Source organism: Comamonas sp. SY3 (assembly GCF_041730275.1).
Taxonomy (GTDB): domain Bacteria; phylum Pseudomonadota; class Gammaproteobacteria; order Burkholderiales; family Burkholderiaceae_C; genus Comamonas; species Comamonas sediminis.
Genome location: NZ_JBGTYN010000031.1, coordinates 19,482 through 40,814 on the forward strand (window position 1 = coordinate 19,482; position 21,333 = coordinate 40,814).

Genomic DNA, 21,333 nt, shown 5'->3' on the forward strand with positions numbered 1-21,333 from the left:
CGAGGAGTCATCATGGCAGCAGGCAAGGAAATACGCGGCAAGATCAAATCGGTGGAAAACACCAAGAAGATCACCAAGGCCATGGAAATGGTTGCCGCATCCAAAATGCGCAAGGCGCAGGAGCGGATGCAGGCAGCCCGTCCATACAGCGAAAAGATTCGCGCAATTGCAGCTCACCTGAGCCAGGCAAACCCCGAATATGTTCACCCCTTCATGGTGTCGAATGACGTCAAGAAGGTGGGCGTGATCGTGGTGACGACTGACAAGGGCCTGTGCGGCGGCATGAACACCAATGTGCTGCGTGCCGTGACGAACAAGCTCAAGGAACTGCAATCCGCTGGTGTCAGCACGGAAGCCGTGGCCATTGGCAGCAAGGGTCTGGGCTTTCTGACGCGCGTCGGTGTCAAGGTGGTGGCCAACGCTACCGCCCTGGGCGATACGCCGCATCTGGATGCGCTGATCGGCCCGGCCAAGGTTTTGCTCGACCAGTACGCTGAGGGCAAGCTGAGCGCGGTCTATTTGTGCTACACCAAGTTCATCAATACGATGAAGCAGGACTCGGTTGTGGAGCAGTTGCTGCCCCTGTCGCAAGATGCGATCCAGGGCTCGGCACCGGCTGCATCCCACGGCTGGGACTATATCTACGAGCCCGATGCGCAAAGTGTGATCGACGAGCTGCTCGTGCGTTATGCGGAATCGCTGATCTATTCGGCCGTTGCAGACAACATGGCTTCCGAGCAGTCTGCACGCATGGTGGCCATGAAGGCCGCCACCGACAACGCCGGCAACGTCATCAACGAGTTGAAGCTGATCTACAACAAGACGCGTCAGGCTGCGATTACGACCGAGTTGTCGGAAATCGTCGCAGGCGCCGCGGCTGTGTAATACAGCTCGACTGAAATCAATATTGGAGCAACAAATGGCTCAAGTACAAGGCAAGATTGTTCAATGTATCGGTGCGGTGGTGGACGTTGAGTTCCCCCACGGCAGCGTGCCTAACGTGTATGACGCACTGAAGCTCGAAGGCACTGCCCTGACGCTGGAAGTGCAGCAGCAGCTGGGCGACGGCGTGGTGCGTACCATTGCGCTGGGCTCGTCGGACGGTCTCAAGCGTGGCCTGATGGTCACCAACACCGGCAAGGCGATCACCGTGCCCGTGGGCAAGGCAACCCTTGGCCGCATCATGGACGTGCTGGGTAACCCCATCGACGAACGTGGTCCTGTGGACCAGGCGCTGACCGCTTCCATCCACCGCAAGGCCCCCGCTTATGACGAGCTGGCCCCTGCACAGGAACTGCTGGAAACCGGCATCAAGGTGATTGACCTGGTGTGCCCGTTCGCCAAGGGCGGTAAGGTCGGTCTGTTCGGTGGTGCCGGTGTGGGCAAGACCGTGAACATGATGGAGCTCATCAACAACATCGCCAAGGCGCACAGCGGTCTGTCCGTGTTCGCCGGCGTGGGTGAGCGTACCCGTGAAGGTAACGACTTCTACCACGAAATGTCGGACGCCGGTGTGGTGAACCAGGAGTCGCTGAACGACTCGAAGGTTGCCATGGTGTACGGCCAGATGAACGAGCCACCAGGAAACCGTCTGCGCGTGGCGCTGACCGGCCTGACCATGGCTGAAGCGTTCCGTGACGAAGGCAAGGACGTGCTGTTCTTCGTGGACAACATCTACCGCTACACGCTGGCCGGTACCGAAGTGTCCGCACTGCTGGGCCGTATGCCGTCGGCGGTGGGCTACCAGCCTACGCTGGCCGAAGAAATGGGCCGTCTGCAAGAGCGTATCACCTCGACCAAGGTGGGTTCGATCACCTCGATCCAGGCCGTGTACGTGCCAGCGGACGATTACACCGATCCATCGCCAGCAACGACCTTCGCTCACTTGGACTCCACCGTGGCGCTGTCGCGTGACATTGCTTCGCTGGGTATCTACCCTGCGGTGGACCCCCTGGCGTCGACCAGCCGCCAGCTGGACCCCCAAGTGGTGGGTGAAGAGCACTACTCGGTAGCCCGCCAAGTGCAGGGTACCCTGCAGCGCTACACCGAACTGCGCGACATCATTGCGATTCTGGGTATGGACGAACTGGCTCCCGAAGACAAGCTCGTCGTGGCCCGCGCTCGTAAGATCCAGCGTTTCCTGTCGCAGCCTTTCCACGTTGCTGAAGTGTTCACGGGCGCTCCAGGCAAGTACGTGCCGCTGTCGGAAACCATCCGCGGCTTCAAGATGATCGTCAACGGCGAGTGCGACCACCTGCCCGAGCAAGCCTTCTACATGGTTGGCACGATCGACGAAGCCATCGAGAAGGCGAAGAAGATCTAAGCTTTGCAGAACGGGCTGCAGCACGCAGCCTCTTCTCGCGAACTAGTTTCTTTTTCACTCTGAGGATCCAAGATGAACACCTTCCACGTTGATGTGGTCAGTGCTGAAGAATCCATCTTCTCCGGCGAAGCCCGCTTTGTGGCTTTGCCTGGTGAAATGGGCGAACTCGGTATCTACGCCCGCCACACGCCGTTGATCACCCGCATCAAGCCGGGTTCGGTGCGCATTGAGAAGGCCGACGGCGGCGAAGAGTTCATCTTCGTGGCTGGTGGCATTCTCGAAGTGCAACCCGACTGCGTGACCGTGCTGTCCGACACCGCTGTGCGCGGCAAGGACCTGGACGAGCAAAAAGCGGTTGAAGCCAAGCAAAAGGCTGAAGAAGCCCTCAAGAACGCCAAGGGCGAGCTTGACCTGGCCAAGGCCCAATCCGAGCTGTCCGTCATGGCAGCCCAGATTGCCGCCCTGCAAAAATACCGCAAGAAGCGCTGATCCGCTGTCTGCGCAACTGCCACAGAAAAACCACCGCATGCGGTGGTTTTTTTACGCCGGTGCTGGATGGGTGGCCGCAGCGGGACGGCATGCGGGTGCGGGTGGGCGATGCACGACTGTCCGGCCTGCAGGTGCCCGCCGCGGTGCCTGCAGGCGGCGGCCTGAGCGGCTATGATGAGCGCACCTCGATTGCCTTAGCCGTTCCCCTGGAACGCCCCTGTCAGACCATGCAACGTCCTACCCGCCAGCGTGCTGCCATCGCCGATGCCTTTGCATCGCAAGGCCGTCCTCTCTCACCCCAGGAGGTGCTGGAGATTGCGGGTGCGGCGCTGCCGGCACTGGGCATTGCCACCGTCTACCGCAACCTCAAGTCGATGACGGAAGAGGGTTTGCTGCGCGTGGTGACCTTGCCCGGTGGCCTGCCGCTGTACGAGCCGGCCACGCATGACCACCACCACCACTTCCAGTGCAATAGCTGCCGCCGGGTGTTTGATATCCCCGCCTGCCCCGGCGATCTCAAGGGCATGGCGCCGCCGGGCTTTCTGGTGGAGGGCCATGAGATCACGTTGTACGGGCAGTGCAAGGACTGCCTCGGTGGTGCAGGCCCAGCAGCACAAGGCCGCTGAAAAAGCGACTTGCAGGTACTTGAGCCAGCGGATATCGCGCCTGGGCGCCCGGAAGGCGGCAAAGGCCTTCACGGCCGGGTAGAGCGCAACGCCCATGGCCACCGGGGTGATCCACACCATCCACATGGCATCCAAGCCAAACACCTCGCGTTCGTTGTTGCCCCAGATCGCCTGCGCGCCCGGGTAGAGAAGTAGAGGTGCAGCACATCAAAGAACGTGGGCACGGCGCCAACCACGGTCAGCGGTGCCAGCCAGCGCATCTGTGGCCGGCGCTCAAAAGCGCGCAGCAGCAGGCAGAGGCCCAGGGTAGAAGGTCTCGCGCACATGGTCGATCAGCATGAAGAGGATGACCAGGCGGCGCAGCGCGTCGATGGATGGCAGACGGCCCGCGCCCGCCAATCCAGCAGCAGGGCTGCGGGCGAGAATGGGGGTGTCAGAGGACATGGCGCAGGCAGACGGGAGAGGCAGGCGACATGCCGATTCAATGATATTGATTGCGGATCATGGAAAGACGCTGCCCGTTCTGGCTGGAAAGCAGACGTTCGCCTCCCGTGCGCCGTGTTCAACCGATCAGCGGTTGGTCATCCAGTTCATTGTCTGCCGCTGTTGGCGTGGCGCCGCGCGGAAACTGCTGCTCCAAATGGCGCGATACCTGGCCGATGGCCGCCAGCAGGGCTTTTTCATACTGGCCGCTGCGCAGGTCAGCGGCCAGGCTGTCGACCATCGCCTGCCATTGCGGGCCGCTCACGCAGCGCGATACCGCGCGGTCGGCGACGATCTCGATCGCATGGTCGGTCAGCAGCAGGTAGATGAGCACGCCATTGTTGTGCTCGGTATCCCAGACGCGCTGCTTGCCAAACTGCATCACCGCGCGCTCGCGCGCTGGCGCATCGCGGCGGATATAGCTCCAGGGCAGGGCGCTTTCCACATAGACGCGGATCTGGCCGCTGTGCCTGGCCTCCGAGGCCGCGATGGCCTGGGCCAGGCGCTGCCGGGCGTCGTCAGGCACGGCATGGGAGGCATCGCGCTCCAGAAAGCGGTGGCGCAGTTGCCTGCCCCAGCGTTGCAACCAATGGCCCATCACCAACTCCCCGAGGCGCCACCGCCCCCAAAATTGCCGCCGCCGCCGGAGCTGAATCCGCCGCCCCCACCGCCGCCGCCACCAAATCCACCCCCGCCAAAGCCGCCTCCGCCGCCAAAGCCTCCGCCACCCCCGCCAATCGAGCTGCCTCCGCGCATGGTGCCGGCAAGCAAAACCACAAAGAGGGCGGCAACGCCAGCGCCAATGCCCAGCAGCACGCTCGATGTCAGCCATGCCGCTACCAGGCCTGCGGCACCACCGGTGGCGAGCGAGCCCAGCGCACGGCCCAGCATGCTGCGCAACACGCTGCCGCCCACCATCACGAAGATGAAGAAGAACAGCAGCAGCTGCGCCGGGTCGTCAGGCAAGGCCGATGACGCCTGGTTGCGGCTTGGGGCGGTGGTGCGGGGCGGCGGCAGCGCCTCGCCCTTGATCAGCGCGCTGATCTGGGCCACGCTGTCGCCAATGCCCACGGCAAACTTGCCAGCCTGGAAGGCCGGCTTCATCGTCTCGTCAATGATGCGCGCGGCGCGCAGATCGGGGATTGCGCCTTCCAGGGTTTTGGCGACCTCGATGCGCATGCGCCGGTCGTTCTTGGCCACCAGCACCAGCAGGCCATCGCCCACGTCCTTGCGGCCAATCATCCAGGTGCTGGCCACACGGTGCGCATAGGCAGCAATGTCTTCGGGACTGGTGCTGGCGACCATCAGCACCACCACCTGTGCGCCGGTGTCACGCTCCAGCGCCGTGAGCTGGGCTTCCAGCTGGGCCTGCTCCTGCGCGCTCAACGTGGCAGTCTGGTCGATCACATGGGCGCTGAGCGCTGGCACCGGCTGCACGGCAGCCCGCGCCGGCGTGCTGAACCAGGGCAGCAACAGGGCCGCCACCAGGGCCAGCAGCCAGGCCAGCCGGGGGCGCCAGGCGGGCATCGACGCCATGTGCTTACTTCCGCTCAGACGAGAAGTCCACGGTCGGCGGCTGGGAGATCTGGGCCTCGTTCTGCACCGTGAAATTGGCCTTGGGCTGGTAGCCAAAGACCTTGGCGGTCAAGTTGGTCGGGAACTGGCGGGCCTTGATGTTGTAGGCCTTGACAGTGCCGATATAACGGTCACGCGCAACGGCGATGCGGTTTTCCGTGCCCTCCAGGGTCACGCGCAGATCGCGGAAAGCCTGGTTGGCCTTGAGCTCGGGGTAGCGCTCCGACACCACCATCAGGCGCGACAGCGCGCTGGACAGCTCGCCCTGGGCCTGCTGGAACTTGTTGAAAGCCTCGGGGTTGTTCACCAGCTCGGGCGTCGCCTGGATCGAGGTGGCCTTGGCCCGCGCCTCGATCACCTTGGTCAACGTGTCTTGCTCGAAGTTGGCCTCACCCTTGACGGAGGCCACGATGTTGGGCACCAGATCCGCACGGCGCTGGTACTGGCTCAACACCTCGCTCCAGGCGGCTGTGGACTCTTCGTCCAGCCGTTGGAAATCGTTGTAGCCGCAGCCCGTCAGTGCCAGCGCCGCCGTTGCCACCACCAGAAATCTTTTCCATGCGTTCATGAGGGCTCCTTGCCATTTCAGAGCCGCCATTGTTACCCATCTGGCAGCGGTCCATTGTCAGCGATTATTGACGGTGAGGCGGCCCAGGCGCTGGCATGGCGGACGGTGGGGCATGCAGTACGATGCGCGGATGGACGATATCGTGAAACAAGCCATGGCCAAATGGCCGAACGTGCCCGCCTGCTGGGGCTGGCTGGCGCTGGACGCGCGCGGCAACTGGTGGCTGCGTGATGCACAGGCGCAGGCCGCCGGGGCGTTTACCAGCGGCCTGCCGGGCGCCAAGGGGTCGCGGGTAGAGCATGACAAGCTCGCGCAGTTCATTGCACGCAACTACCTCGCCGATGCCCAGGGCTGCTGGTATTTCCAGAATGGCCCGCAGCAGGTGTTTGTGGAGCTGGAGGCGACCCCCTGGGTCTGGCGCGCGCAGTGGCGCGACGAGACCCTGCATCTGCATGCCCATACCGGCGCGGTAATTGCCCCTGCGCAGGTGCAGGCGGTGCTGGCCGATGAACAAGGTGCCGTCTATCTGCACACCGGCCAGGGCCTGGGCATCGTGCATACGCAGGATGTGCTGGATGTGTCGCAGGCGCTGGAGCAGGGCCTGCTGCCTGAGCCGACCGAGGTGGCCAGCGTGCTGCTGGAAAAGCGCTATGGCTTTGTGCGCTCACCGGCCGCGCAGAAGGCGGCGGGCCAGGCTTGATCGCTTAAGGTGCGCGGTGGGCTGCCCGCTTACTGCGCATGCTCGACCATGTACTGCACGGCGGCATGGATCTCTTCATCCGATGCGCTGGAGCCGCCGCGCGGGGGCATGGCGCCCTTGCCGCTGATGGCGATCTTCACCATGCTGTCGATGCCCTGGGCGATGTAAGGCGCCCAGGCGGCCTTGTCACCGAACTTGGGCGCCCCTGCCACGCCAGCGGCATGGCAGACAAAGCAGGCCTTGTCATACAGCGCCTTGCCGTTGACGGCTGCATTGGCGGTAGGGGCGGCTGCAGGTGCTGCGGCTGCAGCCGCTGCTGGCTCGGCAGGTGCCGATGCAGCGGCTGCCGTAGCAGTTGCAGGGGCAGCAGCGGCGGGCGCTGCAGCAACCGGGGCAGTTGGGGCAGCACTGCCTGCATCGGCGCTGGCAGCAGCAGGGCGCTGGGGCTCATCAAACTTGGCGCCTGCGGCATTGGCCATGTACACCACGCCACGGGCGATTTCGGTGTCTTCGAAGTCACCACCGCCTTGCGGGGCCATCGCACCCTTGCCGGCGATGGCCGAATGCACCAGCGCTTCGAGGCCGGTCTTGATGCGCGGCGCCCAGGCAGCGGCATCTTCAAACTTGGGGGCACCGGCAGCGCCGGTGGCATGGCAGGCGGCGCATTGGGCCTGGTAGACCTCCTGGCCGGATTTGAGGGGGCGGTTGGCATCACGTATTTCGACCGAGCCTACTTTCTGCAGCCGGCTTTCGATGGAGCCTGCGTTATCGGCCGCGCCGGGGCCGGATTTGTTGGCCGAGGTCACATAGGTCACGAGTCCAATGATGGCGAAGACCGGAATCACAAAAGCAAAGATCACCGTCCACAAAAATTGCTTGGGTGATTTGACGGGGCCTGTATGTGCTTCTTCTTGCTGGATGTCGCTCATGGCTTCCTCAAATTCTCTGGGGGCTTGTTGTTCATCGTGCAGAGGCCAAAATCATTATATCGACGGGTTTTTTGGCTGGGCCTCCGGGCTACTACCTGCAGGCAAACTGCCACACCTGCGGTGCCGGCGCATAAAAAAATGGCTTGCCAGGGGGCTGGCAAGCCATTGTGGGGCCGCAGTCGCGGGCAGGAACCTATGGTTTGCCAGCAGTGGGCGCCGCCTGAGCGACAGTGTCGCCCGGCGCGGGCTCGGTCCAGCCGCCGCCCAGGGCCTTGTACAGACCGACCTGGTTCTGCAGCTGGGTCAGGCGCACCTGCACGACGGCCTGCTCCAGCGTGAACAGCGAACGCTGCGCATCGAGCAGGTCCAGGTAACTGGCCACGCCGTTCTTGTAGCGCAGGTCCGACAGCTTCAGGCGTGCCGACTCGGCCTCGACCTGGGCCTGCTGCGATTGCAGCTGGTCGGCCAGCGTTTGGCGGCTGACCAGGGCATCCGACACCTCGCGGAACGCGGTCTGGATGGCCTTTTCATACTGCGCTGCAGCGATCTTGGTCTGCACTTCGGCCACTTCCAGGTTGGCCTGGTTGCGGCCGGCATTGAAGATCGGCAGGTACAGCGAAGGCGCAATCGTGAAACCCTTGGACTTGGAGTCGAACAGGTCGGACAGCTCGGAGCTGGCAAAGCCGGCGCTGGCGGTCAACGAGATGGCGGGGTAGAACAGCGCACGCGCCGCGCCGATGTTGGCGTTGGCGGCGATCATGGTCTGTTCGGCCTGGCGCAGGTCCGGGCGGCGCAGCATCAGGTCCGACGGCAGGCCTGCGGGCACATCGGCCATCACCGGCAGATCGCTCAGACGCTTGCCCTGCAGGCTGGTCAACAGCTCGGCAGGCGGCGTCTGGCCCAGCAGCAAGGTCAGGGCGTTGACATCCAGCGCGCGCTGGCGCAGTTGCTGGGCCAAGGTGGCCTTGGCGTTTTCCGTCAGCGACTGGGCCTGGCGGTAGTCCAGCTCCGAAGCCACACCGGCATCCAGGCGCAGCTTGGACAGCTTGATCGACTCCTCCCGCGTCTCCAGGGTACGGCGCGAGATGTCGATCAGCTCCTCGTCGGCCTGCAGGGTCAGCCAGGCATTGGCAACTGCCGCCACCAGACTGATCTGGGCAGACTTGCGGCCTTCTTCGGTGGCCAGGTACTGGGCCAGGGCCTGCTCCTTGAGGCTGCTGATGCGGCCAAAGAAGTCAATCTCCCAGCTCTGGATACCGACGCCCACGCTGAAGGCATTGGCATAGCCGCCGGTGATCTGGCTGCGCTGGCGCGTGGCCGAGCCGGAGACGCCCACTTCCGGAAAGCGCTGGGCGTCCTGGATCTGGTACAGCGCACGGGCCTGGGCGATGTTGAGCACCGCCACGCGCAGGTCACGGTTGTTGTCCAGCGCGGTCTGGATCAGCTGCTGCAGGCGCGTATCGGTGAAGAAGTTCTGCCAGGGAATATCGGCAGCGGCTTGCTGTGCCTGCTCGGTGGCCACCGGGTACTGCGCAGCCACCGGGGTGGCGGGCCTGTCCAGCGACGGAATCAGCGAGCAACCCGAGGCCAGCAGGGCCGCAGCCAGGACGGTTGGTATCAGTTTCTTATTCATGGTGGGTTCCTTTCCCCACATTGGCAGACAGAACAGCGTCGTGTCCGCGGTCAGGCGAATGCGGCGCGGGCGGGCTGCCTTGCGGTCCCTTGTCCTGCTCGCCCTTGCGGCCGAACAGGCGGAAGACCTCGACAAAGAACACCGGCACCAGGAACACGGCCAGGAAGGTGCCGATGATCATGCCCCAGAACACGCCGGTGCCGATCTCGTGCTGACTCACGGCGCTGGCGCCCGAGGCAATGTACAGCGGCACCACACCCAGGATGAAGGCCAGCGAGGTCATCAGGATCGGGCGGAAGCGCAGGTGTCCGGCTTCGAGTGCCGCATCCAGCGCACTCATGCCCTGGTCGTGCAGGTCCTTGGCGAACTCCACAATCAAGATGGCGTTCTTCGCGGACAAGCCGATCACGGTGATCAGCGCCACCTGGAAGTAGATGTCATTGGGCATGCCGCGCAGGTGCATACCGGCCACCGCGCCCAACACACCCAGCGGCACCACCAGCAGCACGGCCAGCGGAATGCTCCAGCTCTCGTACAGCGCTGCCAGGCAGAGGAACACCGCCAGGATCGAGAACGCGTACAGGATCATCGCCGACGAGCCGGCTTTCTTTTCGTCCAGCGACTGGCCGGTCCACTCGTAGCCAAAGCCTTGTGGCAGCTCTGCCGACAGCTTCTCCATCTCCGCCATCGCGTCACCGGTGGTGTAGCCGGGCTTGGCCTGGCCGGTGATGCTCATCGACGGATAGCCGTTGTAGCGCGACATCTGCATCGGGCCGGTGATCCACTTGGCGGTCACCAAGGTGGACAGCTCGACCAGCTTGCCGTCTGCGTTGGGCACCGTCAGCTTCAGCACGTCCTCGGGCTGCATGCGGGTGGCCGCGTCGGCCTGGATGGTGACGCGCTGCATGTAGCCGTTGTTCGGGAAGTCGGTCGAGTTGCTCGAGCCCAGTGCCGTCGACAAGGTCGTGGCAATGTCGCCCATACTGACCTTCTGCGCATACACCGCATTGCGGTTGATATCGACCTGCCATTGCGGCGCGTCATCCACACCGTCAAAGCGCATGCCGGTCAGAATCGGGCTCTTGCTGGCCTTGGCGATCAGGTCATTGCGGGCCTTGAGCAGTTCGGCATGGCCGTGGTTGCCCCGGTCCTGCAGACGGAAGGTAAAGCCATCGCTGTTGCCCAGCTCGGAGATCGACGGAGGCACCAGGGTGTAGATGAAGCCGTCACGCAGGCTCATCATGGCGCCCATGGCGCGGCCGGCGAACGACGAGGCATCCGAGCCCGGCTTTGTCCGCTCGGACCAGTCCTTGAACACGGTGAAGGCCAGACCCATGTTCTGTGCCTGACCGGCAAAGCTGAAGCCCAGAATGCTCACGATGTTGGCCGTCTCAGGCTGCGCCAGCGCAAAGTCTTCGAGGTGCTTCATGGTTTCGCTGGTGCGCTCCTGGGTGGCACCCGGGGGCAGTTGCACCAAGGAGATCACATAGCCCTGGTCTTCCACCGGCAGGAAAGCCGTTGGCAGCGCCTTGAAGCCAAACACCACACCGACGATCACCGCTGCGTAGACCAGGAAGGCCATGAACGTGCGCTTGACGACGCCAACCAAGGTCTTCTGGTAGCCCTTGGTGGCCTTGCCGAACATGCGGTTGAACCAGTTGTAGAAGGGGCCCAGCAGGCCGGTCTTCTTGTCATGCGCATGGCCCTTGGGGATGGGCTTGAGCATCGTGGCGCACAGCGCTGGCGTCAGGGTCAGCGCGAAGAAGCCCGAGAAGAAGATCGAGATCGCCATCACCAGCGAGAACTGGCGGTAGATGTTGCCGGTCGCGCCCGAGAACATCGCCAGCGGGATGAACACGGTCACCAGAATCACGGTGATACCGACCACGGCGCCCTGGATCTGGCCCATGGCCTTGATCGTGGCTTCCTTGGGCGATAAGCCCTCTTCGGACATGATCCGCTCGACGTTCTCCACCACCACGATCGCATCGTCCACGACGATACCGATCACCAGCACCATCGCGAACATCGACAGAATGTTGATCGTCAGCCCCACGCTGTACATCACTGCAAAGGCCCCGAGCAGCGCAATGGGCACGACGATGGTCGGGATCAGGGTGTAGCGGATGTTCTGCAGGAAGATCAGCATCACGATGAACACCAGCACGATGGCTTCGAGCAAGGTGTGCAGCACTTTTTCGATCGAGATCTTGACGAACTTCGAGGTGTCATACGGTGCGGCCCACTTCACGCCCGCAGGCAGGAAGGGTTCGAGCTGGTCCATCTTGCTGTAGACCTCCTTGGCGGTCGCCATCGCGTTCGCGGTCGAGGTCAGCTGCACCGCCAGCGCCACGGCGGGTTTGCCGTCCAGGCGCGAGTTGGTGGCATAGCTCTCGGAGCCCAGTTCCACCCGGGCCACGTCCTTGAGGCGCACGGTCGAGCCATCCGAGTTGGAGCGCAGCACCACCTCGCCAAACTCTTCGGGCGTGGACAGCTGACCTGGCACGACGATGGTGGCATTCATCATGGTGCCCGGCAGGCTCGGCGTATCGCCCAGCGCGCCGCCGGAGATCTGCTGGTTCTGCGCGGCAATCGCCGCATTGATCTGCGCGATCGACATGTTGTAGCCCTGCAGCTTGGCAGGATCGGCCCAGACGCGCATCGCGCGGCCCGCCGCAAACAGCTGGGCCTTGCCCACGCCGTTCAGGCGCTGGATTTCCGGCACCACGTTGCGGTTGACGTAATCGGAGATTTCGTCACGCGAGGTCTCTCCGGTGTCCGACTGGAAGGTCAGAATCATCAGGAAGTTGCTCATCGACTTGTCGACGCGCACCCCCAGCGATTGCACGATGCTGGGCAGACGCGGCGTGGCGCGTGCCAGCCGGTTTTGCACATCCACCTGGGCCAGGTCGGGGTTGGTGCCGGGCTCGAAAGTCACGGTCAACTCGCCACTGCCCGTGGCAGAGGCGGACGACGACATGTACATCAGGCCTTCGGCACCGTTGATCTCCCGCTCGATCAGCTGCAGCACCGAATCGGTCAGCGTTTGCGCGGTTGCGCCAGGGTAGGTCGCCGTCACCGTGATCGTAGGCGGTGCCACGCTCGGGAACTGCGCCACCGGCAGTCGGGTAATGGACACGATACCTGCGAGGACCACGAAGATCGCGATCACCCAGGCAAAAATCGGTCTGTGAATAAAGAACTTTGACATTCCGCTGTGTCCTGTTTATTTGCTGGCGGCGGCGTTGCCTGCAGCGTCGGCCGCAGCGGCGGGCTTGTCCGCAGCCGGCGCTGCGGCCTGCGGCGCTGCCCCTGCCGCAGGGGCCGCTGGTGATGCCGCCTTGTCGCTCGGGTTCTTCCATGGCACCGGCGTGACGTGTGTCGCACCCATGCCCAGCTTGATGAAGCCATCGACCATGACCTGGTCACCTTCCTTGAGGCCTTCGCTCACCACCCAGTTCGTGCCCTTGGACTGGCTGATCTGCACGGGCCGCGGGCTGACCGAACCATCGGCGGCAACGACCATCACCGTGTTGCCCTTTTCATTGCGGGTCACCGCCTGCTGCGGAACCAGCACGGCGTTCTCCACCTGGGCTTCCTGGATATGCACGCGCACATACATGCCCGGCAGCAGCAGGTTCTCGGGGTTGGGCAGCTCAGCGCGCACACTGACCTGGCCGGTCGCAGGGTCCACCGTCAGATCGGTGAACAGCAGCTTGCCGGGGTGGGGGTAGGGCTTGCCGTCGTCGGTGTAGACGATGACCTTGGCGGCGTTGTCACCGGCCTTGGCCAGCTTGCCGGACTTGAGCGCCTCGCGCATGCGCAGGATCTCCGACGAAGACTGCGTCACGTTCACATACAGGGGGTTGATCTGCTGAATCACCGCCAGCTCGGTCACGCCGCTTTGGCCGACCAGGGCGCCCTCGGTCACCAGCGAGCGGCCAATGCGGCCGGAGATCGGTGCCGTCACCGAGGCATAGCCCAGGTTGATGTTGGCATTGGTCACGCCTGCCTTGCCTGCGGCGACCTGGGCCTGGGCAGCCTTTTCGTTGGCCACGGCCACGTCGTATTCCTGCTTGCTGATCGCATTGGCTTCGACCAATGGCTTGTAGCGGCGCGCGGTGGATGCAGCCTGGGCCAGGGTCGCCTGGGCCTGGGCGAGAGTCGCCTGTGCGCTTTCCAGGTTGGCCCGGTAGGGCGCATTATCGATCTGGAACAGCACCTGGCCGGCCTTCACATCCGAGCCTTCGGTGAACAGGCGCTTTTGCAGGATACCTGCGACGCGGGCACCGACCTGGGCCACACGCACGGGCTCCAGGCGGCCGGGCAGATCGGAGACCACGGGAATGCTCTCCAGCTTCACCGTCAGCACGCTCACCTCGGGAGGCTTGGGCGCGCCCCCTTGCGGTGCTGCGTGTTCGTCTTTCTTGTTGCCGCAGGCAGTCAAGACCAGGGCGGCGACCAGCGTCAAGGCCAGCACGCCGGTCTTGCGGCGGGGGCTGGTAGCGGCTGGGCGGTTCCCGGTAGATTGGTTTGCTTCATACATCTGCTGCATGAAAGTCCCTTCGGTAGGTGAGAAATGGTAAAGATGGAGGCCCCAGGGGCCCTGCAGGGCTTGTCTCACATCCGGACGCGGATGATCCTCAATTCCCATGAAATTGCTGCGCGATTATACATACATGCGCAAATGTATAATTGTCGAAATTTGATAAATAACGCATGTCCTTTGGGTTGACAAACAGGGGGCATGTGCTTGCAAGAACGGAAAAACAAGCGATGGCCCGACGGACTAAAGCAGAGGCAGATGAAACCCGCATCAAGCTGCTGGATGCGGCAGAACAGGTGTTCTTCGAGAAGGGCGTGGCGCGCGCCTCGCTCAACGAAATCGCCCAGCGGGCGGGTGCGACGCGCGGGGCGGTGTACTGGCACTTCAAAGACAAGGTCGATGTTTTTACATCGATGCTCGATCGCATCTGCATGCCCTTTGAGGAAATTTGCGACGACAAATATGGCGAGCTGGCGCCACTTGATCGAATTCGTCGATCAATCTATGCAGTTTTTGACAGTATGGATGGGGACGAACGCCGCCGCAAGGGGTTTGACACGGCGCTGTTCAAGCTCGAATACGTGGGCGAGCTCGAGAGCGTACGCGAAGGCCATGTCGAGAGCTTCGCGTGTTCGCAACGCAAATTTGCGGCCGATCTGGAGGAGGCTTCTCTTCAGGACCAGGTGCAGATGCAGATGACGCCGCAAGAGGCGGCGCTGGGCCTGCATTCCTTGTTTGTGGGCCTCATCCACGGCTGGGTGCTCAATGAAGGCAACTTTCCGCTGCGCAGCATGGGGGAGAAAGCCGTAGAGGCCTATCTGGCCGGCCTGGGCTTTGGCCCCAGCAAGCTGCCTGCAGGGAGCTGAGGCACTGGGGGTCTGCCGCCCTCATGATGCCGCCCTGGCCCTTGTGCGGCAACTGAGCGGCCAGGGCATCCAAGCCATGCCATAATCAGCGGGTTGATCTGCAGCGCCTTGCGTCTGCAGCTTGTGCGGCTGTAGCTCAGTGGATAGAGTATTGGCCTCCGAAGCCAAGGGTCGTGGGTTCGATCCCCGCCAGCCGCACCACTTTGCTATCCAAGGTAGTCCAAGGAAATCTCTCAAGCCCGCGTGTTTACAAGCATTGCGGGTTTTTTTTGTCCAATGTACTCTTGCCTTGTCTATGGACATCTAGCGACAAAGTTGGTATTTTTGCTGGTATCTCTCATACCAACAACGACACATACCAACAATGCCGCTCACAGACACCTTCGTGAAACAGGCCAAGCACTCCGGCAAGCCTGCAGGGGATAAGCACAGCGATGGCGGGGGCTTGTATTTGCACATCATGGCCGCTGGCAAGTATTGGCGCATGGCTTACCGGTTTGGCGGTAAGCAAAAGACATTGGCGCTTGGTGTCTATCCAGCGGTCACACTCGCACAAGCTAGACGTCGGCGAGACGATGCAAGAATCAAGCTAGCGGAAAGCATTGATCCGAGCATTGCTAAGCAGGCGGAGAAAGCCGCGAGGGCTGTGGCGGGCGAAAGCACCTTTGAGGCAGTGGCGCGTGAGTACCATGGAGTAAAAAAAGGTGGGTGGAGCGAAAAGTACGCCATCAAGTGGCTACGTGGGCTAGAGAAAGACATATTCCCCTATGTGGGTAGCATGCAACTCATCGACATCACTGCCCCACTGATGTTGAATGCTCTTCGCAAGGTAGAACGTCGGGGAAATCGAGATGCTGCCCATACGCTGAGCCAGAATTCTGGACAGGTGTTTCGCTACGGCATTCAGACGGGACGTTGTGAGCGAAACCCTATGCCTGACCTACAAGGGGCTCTGGAGCCAGTTGTCGTCAAGCATATGCCTGCTGTGTTGGAGCCTTTGAAGGTGGGCGAACTCTTGCGTGCTTTTGATAGCTACAGCGGTCAGCCGATCACCAAAGCGGCACTGCAACTGTCTGCGTTACTTTTTCAGCGGCCTGCCAATATCCGCAAAATGGAGTGGAGCTGGATCAATCTTGAGGCTGGGATGCTTACCATTCCATCGGCATCGATGAAGCGCACGGTAGTGCAAAAGCTCAATGGAAGGCCTCACTTTGTTCCGTTAGCTCCGCAGGCGGTGGAGATTCTTCGAGAAATTCAGCCGCTCACTGGGTACCGGACGTTTGTGTTCCCCTCGACAAGGGGTGAAGGGCGACCTATGTCAGATATGACCATCAACGCAGCGTTGCGCCGCCTTGGATACAGTGGAGAAGAGATGACCGCCCATGGCTTTCGAGCGATGGCTCGTACGATGATGATCGAGCGCTTACCAGGCATCCATGCCGATGTGATTGAGGCCCAACTTGCGCATGGAAAATCTGGCCCTTTGGGAGCTGCTTACGATCGCGCCGAATTCATGGATCAACGTCGTCGGATGATGGGTGAATGGGCAGATTATCTTGATCACCTAAAGCAAGGTGCTGAACTAGTACCATTAAAGACAGCATAGATGTATGAATTTGCATTGTGGCCAGGATTTGCTATTTCGATGAATTGATTGAAATATCAACTTTATAATACTGTAAAAAATGAATTTCAAACCTCCAATAGAAAGCCTTGTATCGCCTCGGCCGGATGTTATCGGGAAGGCTACATTGGACCCTGTTGTCGAATACTGCGCCGAGATTGAAGAGGTAAACCATACAGATGTCAGTTCTCACGGTGATAACATAAAAAATGCGGACCCCTATGCATCGGATCCCTATGACAAATTAATTAAAATTAAACATCAAGTAAATAGTCTTTGTATTGAGTTAATGGAACTGCAAGTCTTTACAGAGAAAGAATTGAATGTCTTTTTTTCTGAAGATGACCGCATGGCTCTTATAGAGCGAATCCGTACATCTCAATTTTTGCTTGAGTCCGGAGTATTCAGGGATTTTTGTTTAACCAAGTCCTACGCAGTGCGTATATGCAGAGAGATGCTGGAGCTTATACGTTACTACAGAAAGTGTTTTTATCGAGCTTACTTTACCCTCGGTGATTCCCTGAATGGAGTTGAGGACGAAAAAACAAAAGAAGAAAAAGAAGCTGAAAAGAAAGAGGACGATAAAAAACAAAAAAAGAAAAAGAAAATTTGGTTTATTTGCGAAGAAGACTACTTTGTGTTGCTGAGATATATGTATATAAGTATTGGTAAGATGCATGCTCTAGCTCACTATTTTGAACAAAATAAAATCAAGGCGGAGACTGTTGAGCGCAAATCTAAAAAATCCGAAAGATTGTATTATAAAGCAGAAGTAAAAGAGGTGTTGTTGGAGCTTCTGGCAGAGAAATATGAACATCGCGGAGAGAGGTTTAAAACAATATCATCTGCAATAAGAGAAGTTAAAAATGATTTTCAAATTCGCTATCATTTAATGCAGGAAAGCAACGTAGATCAGCAGTATTTTGATATTGAGCATATTGATAGAAATTTTAAAAAATATCTGAAAAGTGATGATGCTTATAGAAATGCAGTATCGCAATTCATTAACTTAAAGCACTAAAAGCCACCAAATGAAAAACACTGCTGGCGTGAAAAGTAGTGCTTCTATGTCTAAATGCTGCTATATCCTACTGCATCCGAAAGTGTGGAAGCCGTGCCCAAACTCCTTGGTTTCCAACTTGCACAAATAACTGGATCGAAAGAAGGCTTCATCGAAAGACTGAGCGTCATCCTTTGTGATCAAATACGTGGGATTTTGGGGAATGTGAATCAATCCCACCAGATCATTCATCACAACACCTAAGGCACTTGCCCAGGCTTTATGAATACGGCTATACATGTTGTCGTTATCTAGATTGAACTTCCCGATATGGGCATATGCATCGTTATTCAATAGAAGGTTTATATGGTAGTGAACCCTTCCGGTACTACTTACTTCTCGACCCCATGTATATCGTACGTCCGTGTCATGCACGCGATTGCCCAACTTCCGACTTCTACTTTGAGAGCTCTGGATTTGAGAGCGCAAAGATGAAAAGAATTTATTGATTAAGTCATTGTCATTTAATCCTGCTGAAAAATAGTTGTCGGGAATGTGCAGATCGAATCGCATCGAGCATACGCGGGGATATTTGCTTAATGCTTTTTCGAAGCAATTTAGTGATCGCGCAAGATTTTCCTTAATTAATGGCCCATGATTGATTTGCACTTCATGTCCTTGATAGAAAGGTTCATGATGCAGATGGTGATTTGTGTTGAGTGGATTACGCTTCATGAGTTGTATCTTGCGGTTATTAGGACATACCCTTCGAAGCTTTCTATAAATCTCAATATTTTTTTCTCATTTTCTTATACTGGATGGGTTCAGCTGGGGAGTAGATGTGCCAATCACTAGGAGCTCACTGGCTTAGTTGATTTCACCACTCCTTTGATGCGATTGAGTTGATTGTTTACTGATCTCGTTAGTTGAGTTTGATCTTGTTTATTAATATTTTATTTATTAATAATACTTAAACATACACTGTTGCTTGGGGTGAAGTCACTAATAGTGATAGGTATTCTTGCTGGGTACATCCATAAAGTGGAATTTTCATTTTAAAATCCACTCGGTAAAACAAACATCCTAGATGATGCTGATTCCTGTCTTTATAATTTTTCTATCCTTCAGCAATAGACGTGCTTGGGAATCGCTCTATCAAATGCAAAAGGCTGCTACACCTGCTACGTAGCAGGTGTAGCAGCCACTTTGTGAACTCAGATGCGAAGTTGGATCAGGGAAATGTTGGGAGTCTTACTCTGGAGCAAACTATTCCAGACATCTTCCATTGGGGGACTCAACTTTGGGATTGAGATCTGTCCATTGAAACCCGTGGTGTTGAGAATGACACTACAGCTGCTACGTCCACCGTGTTGTCTTTCTACACGCACTAAATTTTTACTCTCCAAAATTCCCAAAGCAGTATCAAGCTCAATGCTTGAGCGACAGCCGTATGGTCCGTGGCGAAGTAGCCATGATTTTGGAAATCCGTAATATTTCCATTTTTGGTGATTTTTGCAAAGAAATTCGTATACCCTTGTAGCATTCGAGTGGGCGATTGCTATCGGATCTTTGAATCCGAATAGCTTCTTGAATTCTGCAATGTAAACCTTACAAAGATCAGCAGAAAACTGCGCAGTCTCGGCACTGATATCGCCCTTTAAACCACAGAAGCAATGCAATACGGCAGCAATGCGGGACATATTGTTGGAAATCTTTGATGCAAAATCTTTGATGTCTGAAAGAACCCCGTTTTGAGCGAGGGCTGACTCAACTTCGTTATAGAAATTCTTCCAGACTTTGGCAGCAGCAGGTGAGAAGTGAACTAGTTTTCTAGGTTGACCATCGGTCTCCAAGGATTCATGCAGCAGCTCAAGTGCTCGGTTTCGGAGCCAGTCAATGTACTCTTGGTTTTTGGTTTTCTGAGACTCTTGAGTAGGTGCAAAATTACTAAAACGCGTGCCCTGTGTCGAATCAGGCTCGGTGACGAGGAATCGGGCAAAAAAGCCAGAAGAGCGTGCACCACTTTCTTTGCGTTTGAGGGCATGTTCAAATGTTTTTTTCTGGATCATGGCGGAGATGGTCAAGCGTGCATTTCGCACGGTATAGCTTGGCTTTGAGGATCGGTCTACAAAGACATCTCCACCATCCCACACCTTATTGGCACGAAGAAGAAAGCCCAAATTTGCCCTCTCAAAAAGAATTCCTCCTTCGCTGGAGTTAAGAACTGCATTGGGAGAGGTATTAGCAAGGCTCTCCAGTAGAGCCGACATGGTGGTGTCCTCAAAAATAATGCGAAGCGCTGGAGTAGTTCGTGGTTCCTTTTCATAGTGTGCGAGCAGCTTGGTTTTGTGGTTCAAGATTGATGCTTCATTGCCCTGATCAACTGCACTGTCGAGCAGTTTTTGGTAAGCCTTGCGTTGGGACTTCCACACGTCGTATTCAACCTTATGCGCTGCAGGCTCTAAGCAAATACCATCATTTTTCTCTTGCTCAAAATCGGAAACAATGCGCATGAACTTCGCATCCGTAGACGTCTTGCGCTCACCAGATTCGGCGATCGTGAGAATGAACAAGCTTGTAGGGCTACGGCCACCGCCTGGACAGGCGACATCGAATAGGCCTTGAGTGCAGCTAGCCGCCATGGAAAGTGCTGAGCCAAAGACCATGCCTACCGGAGACTGGATTTCGGATTGAACGGCATGAATGGCTTGTTTGAATGAAGCAAGCGAGTTGGTAATTTTCTCAGGCTCGTCAATATAAACAGTAGAAGTATCTATGCTTATTTGGGAGGCATTGTTTGAGATTGTGTAGCTTTTCATGATTCTGGCCTTTTTGGAAATAAATGGATAAAAACCCCCATTGCACCCGATTCTCATAGGAGTCATCGGGTGCATTTCTATTTGGAGTGGAAAATTAAGGGTGGCTGGTTTATTTACAACTGAACGTGCGCTAGATGCTATTGCTGAGGTTGGCAGTGACCTATTTCTAGCCAAGAAATAGATCAGCAGCGATGAGGCATAGGCGCATTAGTGGACACGGGAGTTTTGAACCCAGTCCACCACTTCCGATTCAATCCAACCTACGGAGCGCAAACCTAGCCGGACACGTTTGGGAAACGTAGGATCAAAGCATGGGCTCGTTGGGTCATATTTTGCGAAAAGCGTGCTGTGTGCAAGTCCCGTCATTTCCTTGACTTTTTGCATGCGCACAACGCGGAAAGGGCGCTCATTTGGGGAAAATTGGTTCACTTTGAACTCCGTTAGTGGTTGTTGACGAAACGGAGTATCGGGATTCATCTGCAGCACAGGAGAACACGTGTATCAATAAAAAATTGATGAGGTACCGTGTATCACGTATCTTTCTGCGCTGTAGCTTGCCGTATATGAACTTTCTACTCATTTTTTAGGAGCGTTCGGTTTGCCTGTTCTCTAAGCGAGCCATTGCTGGCTAGCGTGTTTAAAGAAATAGCCCTGCTCCTCTGATCCCAAATCTCTTCAGTCATATATCCCTGATGTGATGCAGGAACGGTTTGCTGCAAAGCGAGCTGTTTCGCATTGATTTCATCTCTCTTCCATCCATCTAGCGCCCCTGGCTTTCGAGTCCGGGGCGCTTTTCTTTATGTCAGGAGTTTCTATGTCTATCCAATGTCCCCACTGCCATTCTCTGAATGTGCGTGCCAAGGGTATCGGCAAGGAGCTGGGCCAACGTGTTGGTTCTGCCGCTGGTACAGCCACGGGTATTGCAGGTGCCATGCAAGGTGCCACCACTGGCGCATCCGTCGGGTTTGTGGCTGGCCCCGTCGGTGGTGTTCTCGGTTCCTTGCTCGGCGCCATCATCGGTGGTGTGCTCGGCGGTACCGTGGGTCACGAAGTCGGCGGCCGCATCGGCGAGCAGATCGACGAGACCTATCTGGACAACTACGAATGCCAAAGCTGCGGCAATTCGTTCAAGGCTTGATGCAAGGAGATCAC

At 58.1% G+C, this 21,333-nt stretch carries 20 protein-coding genes and 1 tRNA gene; 10 read left to right on the forward strand and 11 right to left on the reverse strand.

Features of this window, described 5'->3' with window-relative positions:
- Positions 1-12 precede the first annotated feature (12 nt).
- The 4 genes from atpG (at position 13) to ACCQ08_RS24195 (ending at position 3,438) form a co-directional block, all read left to right on the forward strand.
- Positions 13-885, forward strand: coding sequence for a F0F1 ATP synthase subunit gamma (gene atpG / locus ACCQ08_RS24180; protein WP_239810326.1), 873 nt, complete (start codon positions 13-15; stop codon positions 883-885).
- Positions 886-919: 34 nt separating this feature from the next.
- Complete coding sequence (atpD, locus tag ACCQ08_RS24185; RefSeq protein ID WP_239810327.1) at positions 920-2,323, forward strand: F0F1 ATP synthase subunit beta; 1,404 nt, start codon at positions 920-922, stop codon at positions 2,321-2,323.
- A 72-nt stretch (positions 2,324-2,395) separates the two neighbouring features.
- Complete coding sequence (locus ACCQ08_RS24190) at positions 2,396-2,812, forward strand: F0F1 ATP synthase subunit epsilon (RefSeq protein WP_021025621.1); 417 nt, start codon at positions 2,396-2,398, stop codon at positions 2,810-2,812.
- Between the two features lie 227 nt (positions 2,813-3,039).
- On the forward strand, positions 3,040-3,438 hold the full coding sequence (locus ACCQ08_RS24195) for a transcriptional repressor (protein ID WP_312418023.1): 399 nt from the start codon (positions 3,040-3,042) through the stop codon (positions 3,436-3,438).
- Between the two features lie 273 nt (positions 3,439-3,711).
- Here the strand turns inward: ACCQ08_RS24195 and ACCQ08_RS24200 are convergent, their stop codons facing one another.
- The 4 genes from ACCQ08_RS24200 to ACCQ08_RS24215 all read right to left on the reverse strand — a co-directional run bounded on the left by ACCQ08_RS24200 (position 3,712) and on the right by ACCQ08_RS24215 (position 6,064).
- The gene (locus ACCQ08_RS24200; protein ID WP_373451211.1) at positions 3,712-3,882 is read right to left on the reverse strand and encodes a hypothetical protein; all 171 of its coding nucleotides are present in this window, start codon (positions 3,880-3,882) and stop codon (positions 3,712-3,714) included.
- A gap of 118 nt (positions 3,883-4,000) precedes the next feature.
- On the reverse strand, positions 4,001-4,519 hold the full coding sequence (locus ACCQ08_RS24205; RefSeq protein WP_373451212.1) for a TPM domain-containing protein: 519 nt from the start codon (positions 4,517-4,519) through the stop codon (positions 4,001-4,003).
- Positions 4,519-5,457 (reverse strand): YgcG family protein, encoded by a 939-nt coding sequence (locus tag ACCQ08_RS24210; RefSeq protein WP_373451213.1) that lies wholly within the window; start codon positions 5,455-5,457, stop codon positions 4,519-4,521. The genes ACCQ08_RS24205 and ACCQ08_RS24210 overlap by 1 nt, the downstream gene beginning before the upstream one ends.
- 4 nt (positions 5,458-5,461) lie before the next feature.
- The gene (locus ACCQ08_RS24215) at positions 5,462-6,064 is read right to left on the reverse strand and encodes a LemA family protein (RefSeq protein ID WP_239810333.1); all 603 of its coding nucleotides are present in this window, start codon (positions 6,062-6,064) and stop codon (positions 5,462-5,464) included.
- Between the two features lie 130 nt (positions 6,065-6,194).
- Here ACCQ08_RS24215 and ACCQ08_RS24220 point away from each other — a divergent pair, with 130 nt between their 5' ends.
- Positions 6,195-6,764 (forward strand): DUF2946 family protein, encoded by a 570-nt coding sequence (locus tag ACCQ08_RS24220; protein ID WP_369461310.1) that lies wholly within the window; start codon positions 6,195-6,197, stop codon positions 6,762-6,764.
- Positions 6,765-6,793: 29 nt separating this feature from the next.
- On the opposite strand, the gene ACCQ08_RS24225 is transcribed toward ACCQ08_RS24220, so the two are convergent.
- The 4 genes from ACCQ08_RS24225 to ACCQ08_RS24240 all read right to left on the reverse strand — a co-directional run bounded on the left by ACCQ08_RS24225 (position 6,794) and on the right by ACCQ08_RS24240 (position 13,872).
- Positions 6,794-7,693 (reverse strand): cytochrome c5 family protein, encoded by a 900-nt coding sequence (locus ACCQ08_RS24225; RefSeq protein WP_373451214.1) that lies wholly within the window; start codon positions 7,691-7,693, stop codon positions 6,794-6,796.
- A gap of 193 nt (positions 7,694-7,886) precedes the next feature.
- A complete protein-coding gene (locus tag ACCQ08_RS24230) occupies positions 7,887-9,326 on the reverse strand; it encodes an efflux transporter outer membrane subunit (protein WP_239810336.1) in 1,440 nt (479 codons plus the stop codon).
- The gene (locus ACCQ08_RS24235) at positions 9,319-12,537 is read right to left on the reverse strand and encodes an efflux RND transporter permease subunit (protein ID WP_373451215.1); all 3,219 of its coding nucleotides are present in this window, start codon (positions 12,535-12,537) and stop codon (positions 9,319-9,321) included. Before ACCQ08_RS24235 ends, ACCQ08_RS24230 begins: the two co-directional genes overlap by 8 nt.
- A 15-nt stretch (positions 12,538-12,552) precedes the next feature.
- Positions 12,553-13,872, reverse strand: a complete 1,320-nt coding sequence (locus tag ACCQ08_RS24240; protein ID WP_239812824.1) for an efflux RND transporter periplasmic adaptor subunit — start codon at positions 13,870-13,872, stop codon at positions 12,553-12,555.
- Between the two features lie 230 nt (positions 13,873-14,102).
- On the opposite strand from ACCQ08_RS24240, the gene ACCQ08_RS24245 reads away from it, so the two are divergent.
- From ACCQ08_RS24245 to ACCQ08_RS24260, 4 genes are all read left to right on the forward strand, one after another.
- Positions 14,103-14,738, forward strand: coding sequence for a TetR family transcriptional regulator (locus tag ACCQ08_RS24245; RefSeq protein ID WP_373451216.1), 636 nt, complete (start codon positions 14,103-14,105; stop codon positions 14,736-14,738).
- Between the two features lie 125 nt (positions 14,739-14,863).
- Positions 14,864-14,939, forward strand: a tRNA-Arg gene (locus ACCQ08_RS24250).
- 163 nt (positions 14,940-15,102) lie between these two features.
- Positions 15,103-16,344 (forward strand): integrase arm-type DNA-binding domain-containing protein, encoded by a 1,242-nt coding sequence (locus ACCQ08_RS24255; protein WP_021027145.1) that lies wholly within the window; start codon positions 15,103-15,105, stop codon positions 16,342-16,344.
- Between the two features lie 79 nt (positions 16,345-16,423).
- Positions 16,424-17,383, forward strand: coding sequence for a hypothetical protein (locus tag ACCQ08_RS24260; protein WP_148293167.1), 960 nt, complete (start codon positions 16,424-16,426; stop codon positions 17,381-17,383).
- 60 nt (positions 17,384-17,443) lie between these two features.
- On the opposite strand, the gene ACCQ08_RS24265 is transcribed toward ACCQ08_RS24260, so the two are convergent.
- The 3 genes from ACCQ08_RS24265 to ACCQ08_RS24275 form a co-directional block, all read right to left on the reverse strand.
- Positions 17,444-18,097 carry an inovirus Gp2 family protein gene (locus ACCQ08_RS24265; protein WP_043340216.1) on the reverse strand — a complete coding sequence of 218 codons (654 nt, stop codon included), beginning with the start codon at positions 18,095-18,097 and terminating at the stop codon, positions 17,444-17,446.
- A gap of 479 nt (positions 18,098-18,576) precedes the next feature.
- Entirely contained in the window at positions 18,577-20,181 is a 1,605-nt protein-coding gene (locus ACCQ08_RS24270; protein WP_158400539.1) for a YfjI family protein, read from the reverse strand.
- 207 nt (positions 20,182-20,388) lie between these two features.
- Positions 20,389-20,658, reverse strand: a complete 270-nt coding sequence (locus ACCQ08_RS24275; protein ID WP_084635810.1) for an AlpA family phage regulatory protein — start codon at positions 20,656-20,658, stop codon at positions 20,389-20,391.
- 337 nt (positions 20,659-20,995) lie between these two features.
- On the opposite strand from ACCQ08_RS24275, the gene ACCQ08_RS24280 reads away from it, so the two are divergent.
- Positions 20,996-21,319, forward strand: a complete 324-nt coding sequence (locus ACCQ08_RS24280; RefSeq protein ID WP_021027140.1) for a membrane protein — start codon at positions 20,996-20,998, stop codon at positions 21,317-21,319.
- The last annotated feature ends 14 nt before the right edge of the window (positions 21,320-21,333 follow it).

What these genes read in the sequence shown, in the direction of transcription:
- atpG (WP_239810326.1), top strand. Translation starts at nt 13, where the DNA reads ATGGCAGCAGGCAAGGAAATACGCGGCAAGATCAAATCGGTGGAAAAC.
- atpD (WP_239810327.1), top strand. Translation starts at nt 920, where the DNA reads ATGGCTCAAGTACAAGGCAAGATTGTTCAATGTATCGGTGCGGTGGTG.
- ACCQ08_RS24190 (WP_021025621.1), top strand. Translation starts at nt 2,396, where the DNA reads ATGAACACCTTCCACGTTGATGTGGTCAGTGCTGAAGAATCCATCTTC.
- ACCQ08_RS24195 (WP_312418023.1), top strand. Translation starts at nt 3,040, where the DNA reads ATGCAACGTCCTACCCGCCAGCGTGCTGCCATCGCCGATGCCTTTGCA.
- ACCQ08_RS24200 (WP_373451211.1), bottom strand. Translation starts at nt 3,882, where the DNA reads ATGTCCTCTGACACCCCCATTCTCGCCCGCAGCCCTGCTGCTGGATTG.
- ACCQ08_RS24205 (WP_373451212.1), bottom strand. Translation starts at nt 4,519, where the DNA reads ATGGGCCATTGGTTGCAACGCTGGGGCAGGCAACTGCGCCACCGCTTT.
- ACCQ08_RS24210 (WP_373451213.1), bottom strand. Translation starts at nt 5,457, where the DNA reads ATGGCGTCGATGCCCGCCTGGCGCCCCCGGCTGGCCTGGCTGCTGGCC.
- ACCQ08_RS24215 (WP_239810333.1), bottom strand. Translation starts at nt 6,064, where the DNA reads ATGAACGCATGGAAAAGATTTCTGGTGGTGGCAACGGCGGCGCTGGCA.
- ACCQ08_RS24220 (WP_369461310.1), top strand. Translation starts at nt 6,195, where the DNA reads ATGGACGATATCGTGAAACAAGCCATGGCCAAATGGCCGAACGTGCCC.
- ACCQ08_RS24225 (WP_373451214.1), bottom strand. Translation starts at nt 7,693, where the DNA reads ATGAGCGACATCCAGCAAGAAGAAGCACATACAGGCCCCGTCAAATCA.
- ACCQ08_RS24230 (WP_239810336.1), bottom strand. Translation starts at nt 9,326, where the DNA reads ATGAATAAGAAACTGATACCAACCGTCCTGGCTGCGGCCCTGCTGGCC.
- ACCQ08_RS24235 (WP_373451215.1), bottom strand. Translation starts at nt 12,537, where the DNA reads ATGTCAAAGTTCTTTATTCACAGACCGATTTTTGCCTGGGTGATCGCG.
- ACCQ08_RS24240 (WP_239812824.1), bottom strand. Translation starts at nt 13,872, where the DNA reads ATGTATGAAGCAAACCAATCTACCGGGAACCGCCCAGCCGCTACCAGC.
- ACCQ08_RS24245 (WP_373451216.1), top strand. Translation starts at nt 14,103, where the DNA reads ATGGCCCGACGGACTAAAGCAGAGGCAGATGAAACCCGCATCAAGCTG.
- ACCQ08_RS24255 (WP_021027145.1), top strand. Translation starts at nt 15,103, where the DNA reads ATGCCGCTCACAGACACCTTCGTGAAACAGGCCAAGCACTCCGGCAAG.
- ACCQ08_RS24260 (WP_148293167.1), top strand. Translation starts at nt 16,424, where the DNA reads ATGAATTTCAAACCTCCAATAGAAAGCCTTGTATCGCCTCGGCCGGAT.
- ACCQ08_RS24265 (WP_043340216.1), bottom strand. Translation starts at nt 18,097, where the DNA reads ATGAAGCGTAATCCACTCAACACAAATCACCATCTGCATCATGAACCT.
- ACCQ08_RS24270 (WP_158400539.1), bottom strand. Translation starts at nt 20,181, where the DNA reads ATGAAAAGCTACACAATCTCAAACAATGCCTCCCAAATAAGCATAGAT.
- ACCQ08_RS24275 (WP_084635810.1), bottom strand. Translation starts at nt 20,658, where the DNA reads ATGAATCCCGATACTCCGTTTCGTCAACAACCACTAACGGAGTTCAAA.
- ACCQ08_RS24280 (WP_021027140.1), top strand. Translation starts at nt 20,996, where the DNA reads ATGTCTATCCAATGTCCCCACTGCCATTCTCTGAATGTGCGTGCCAAG.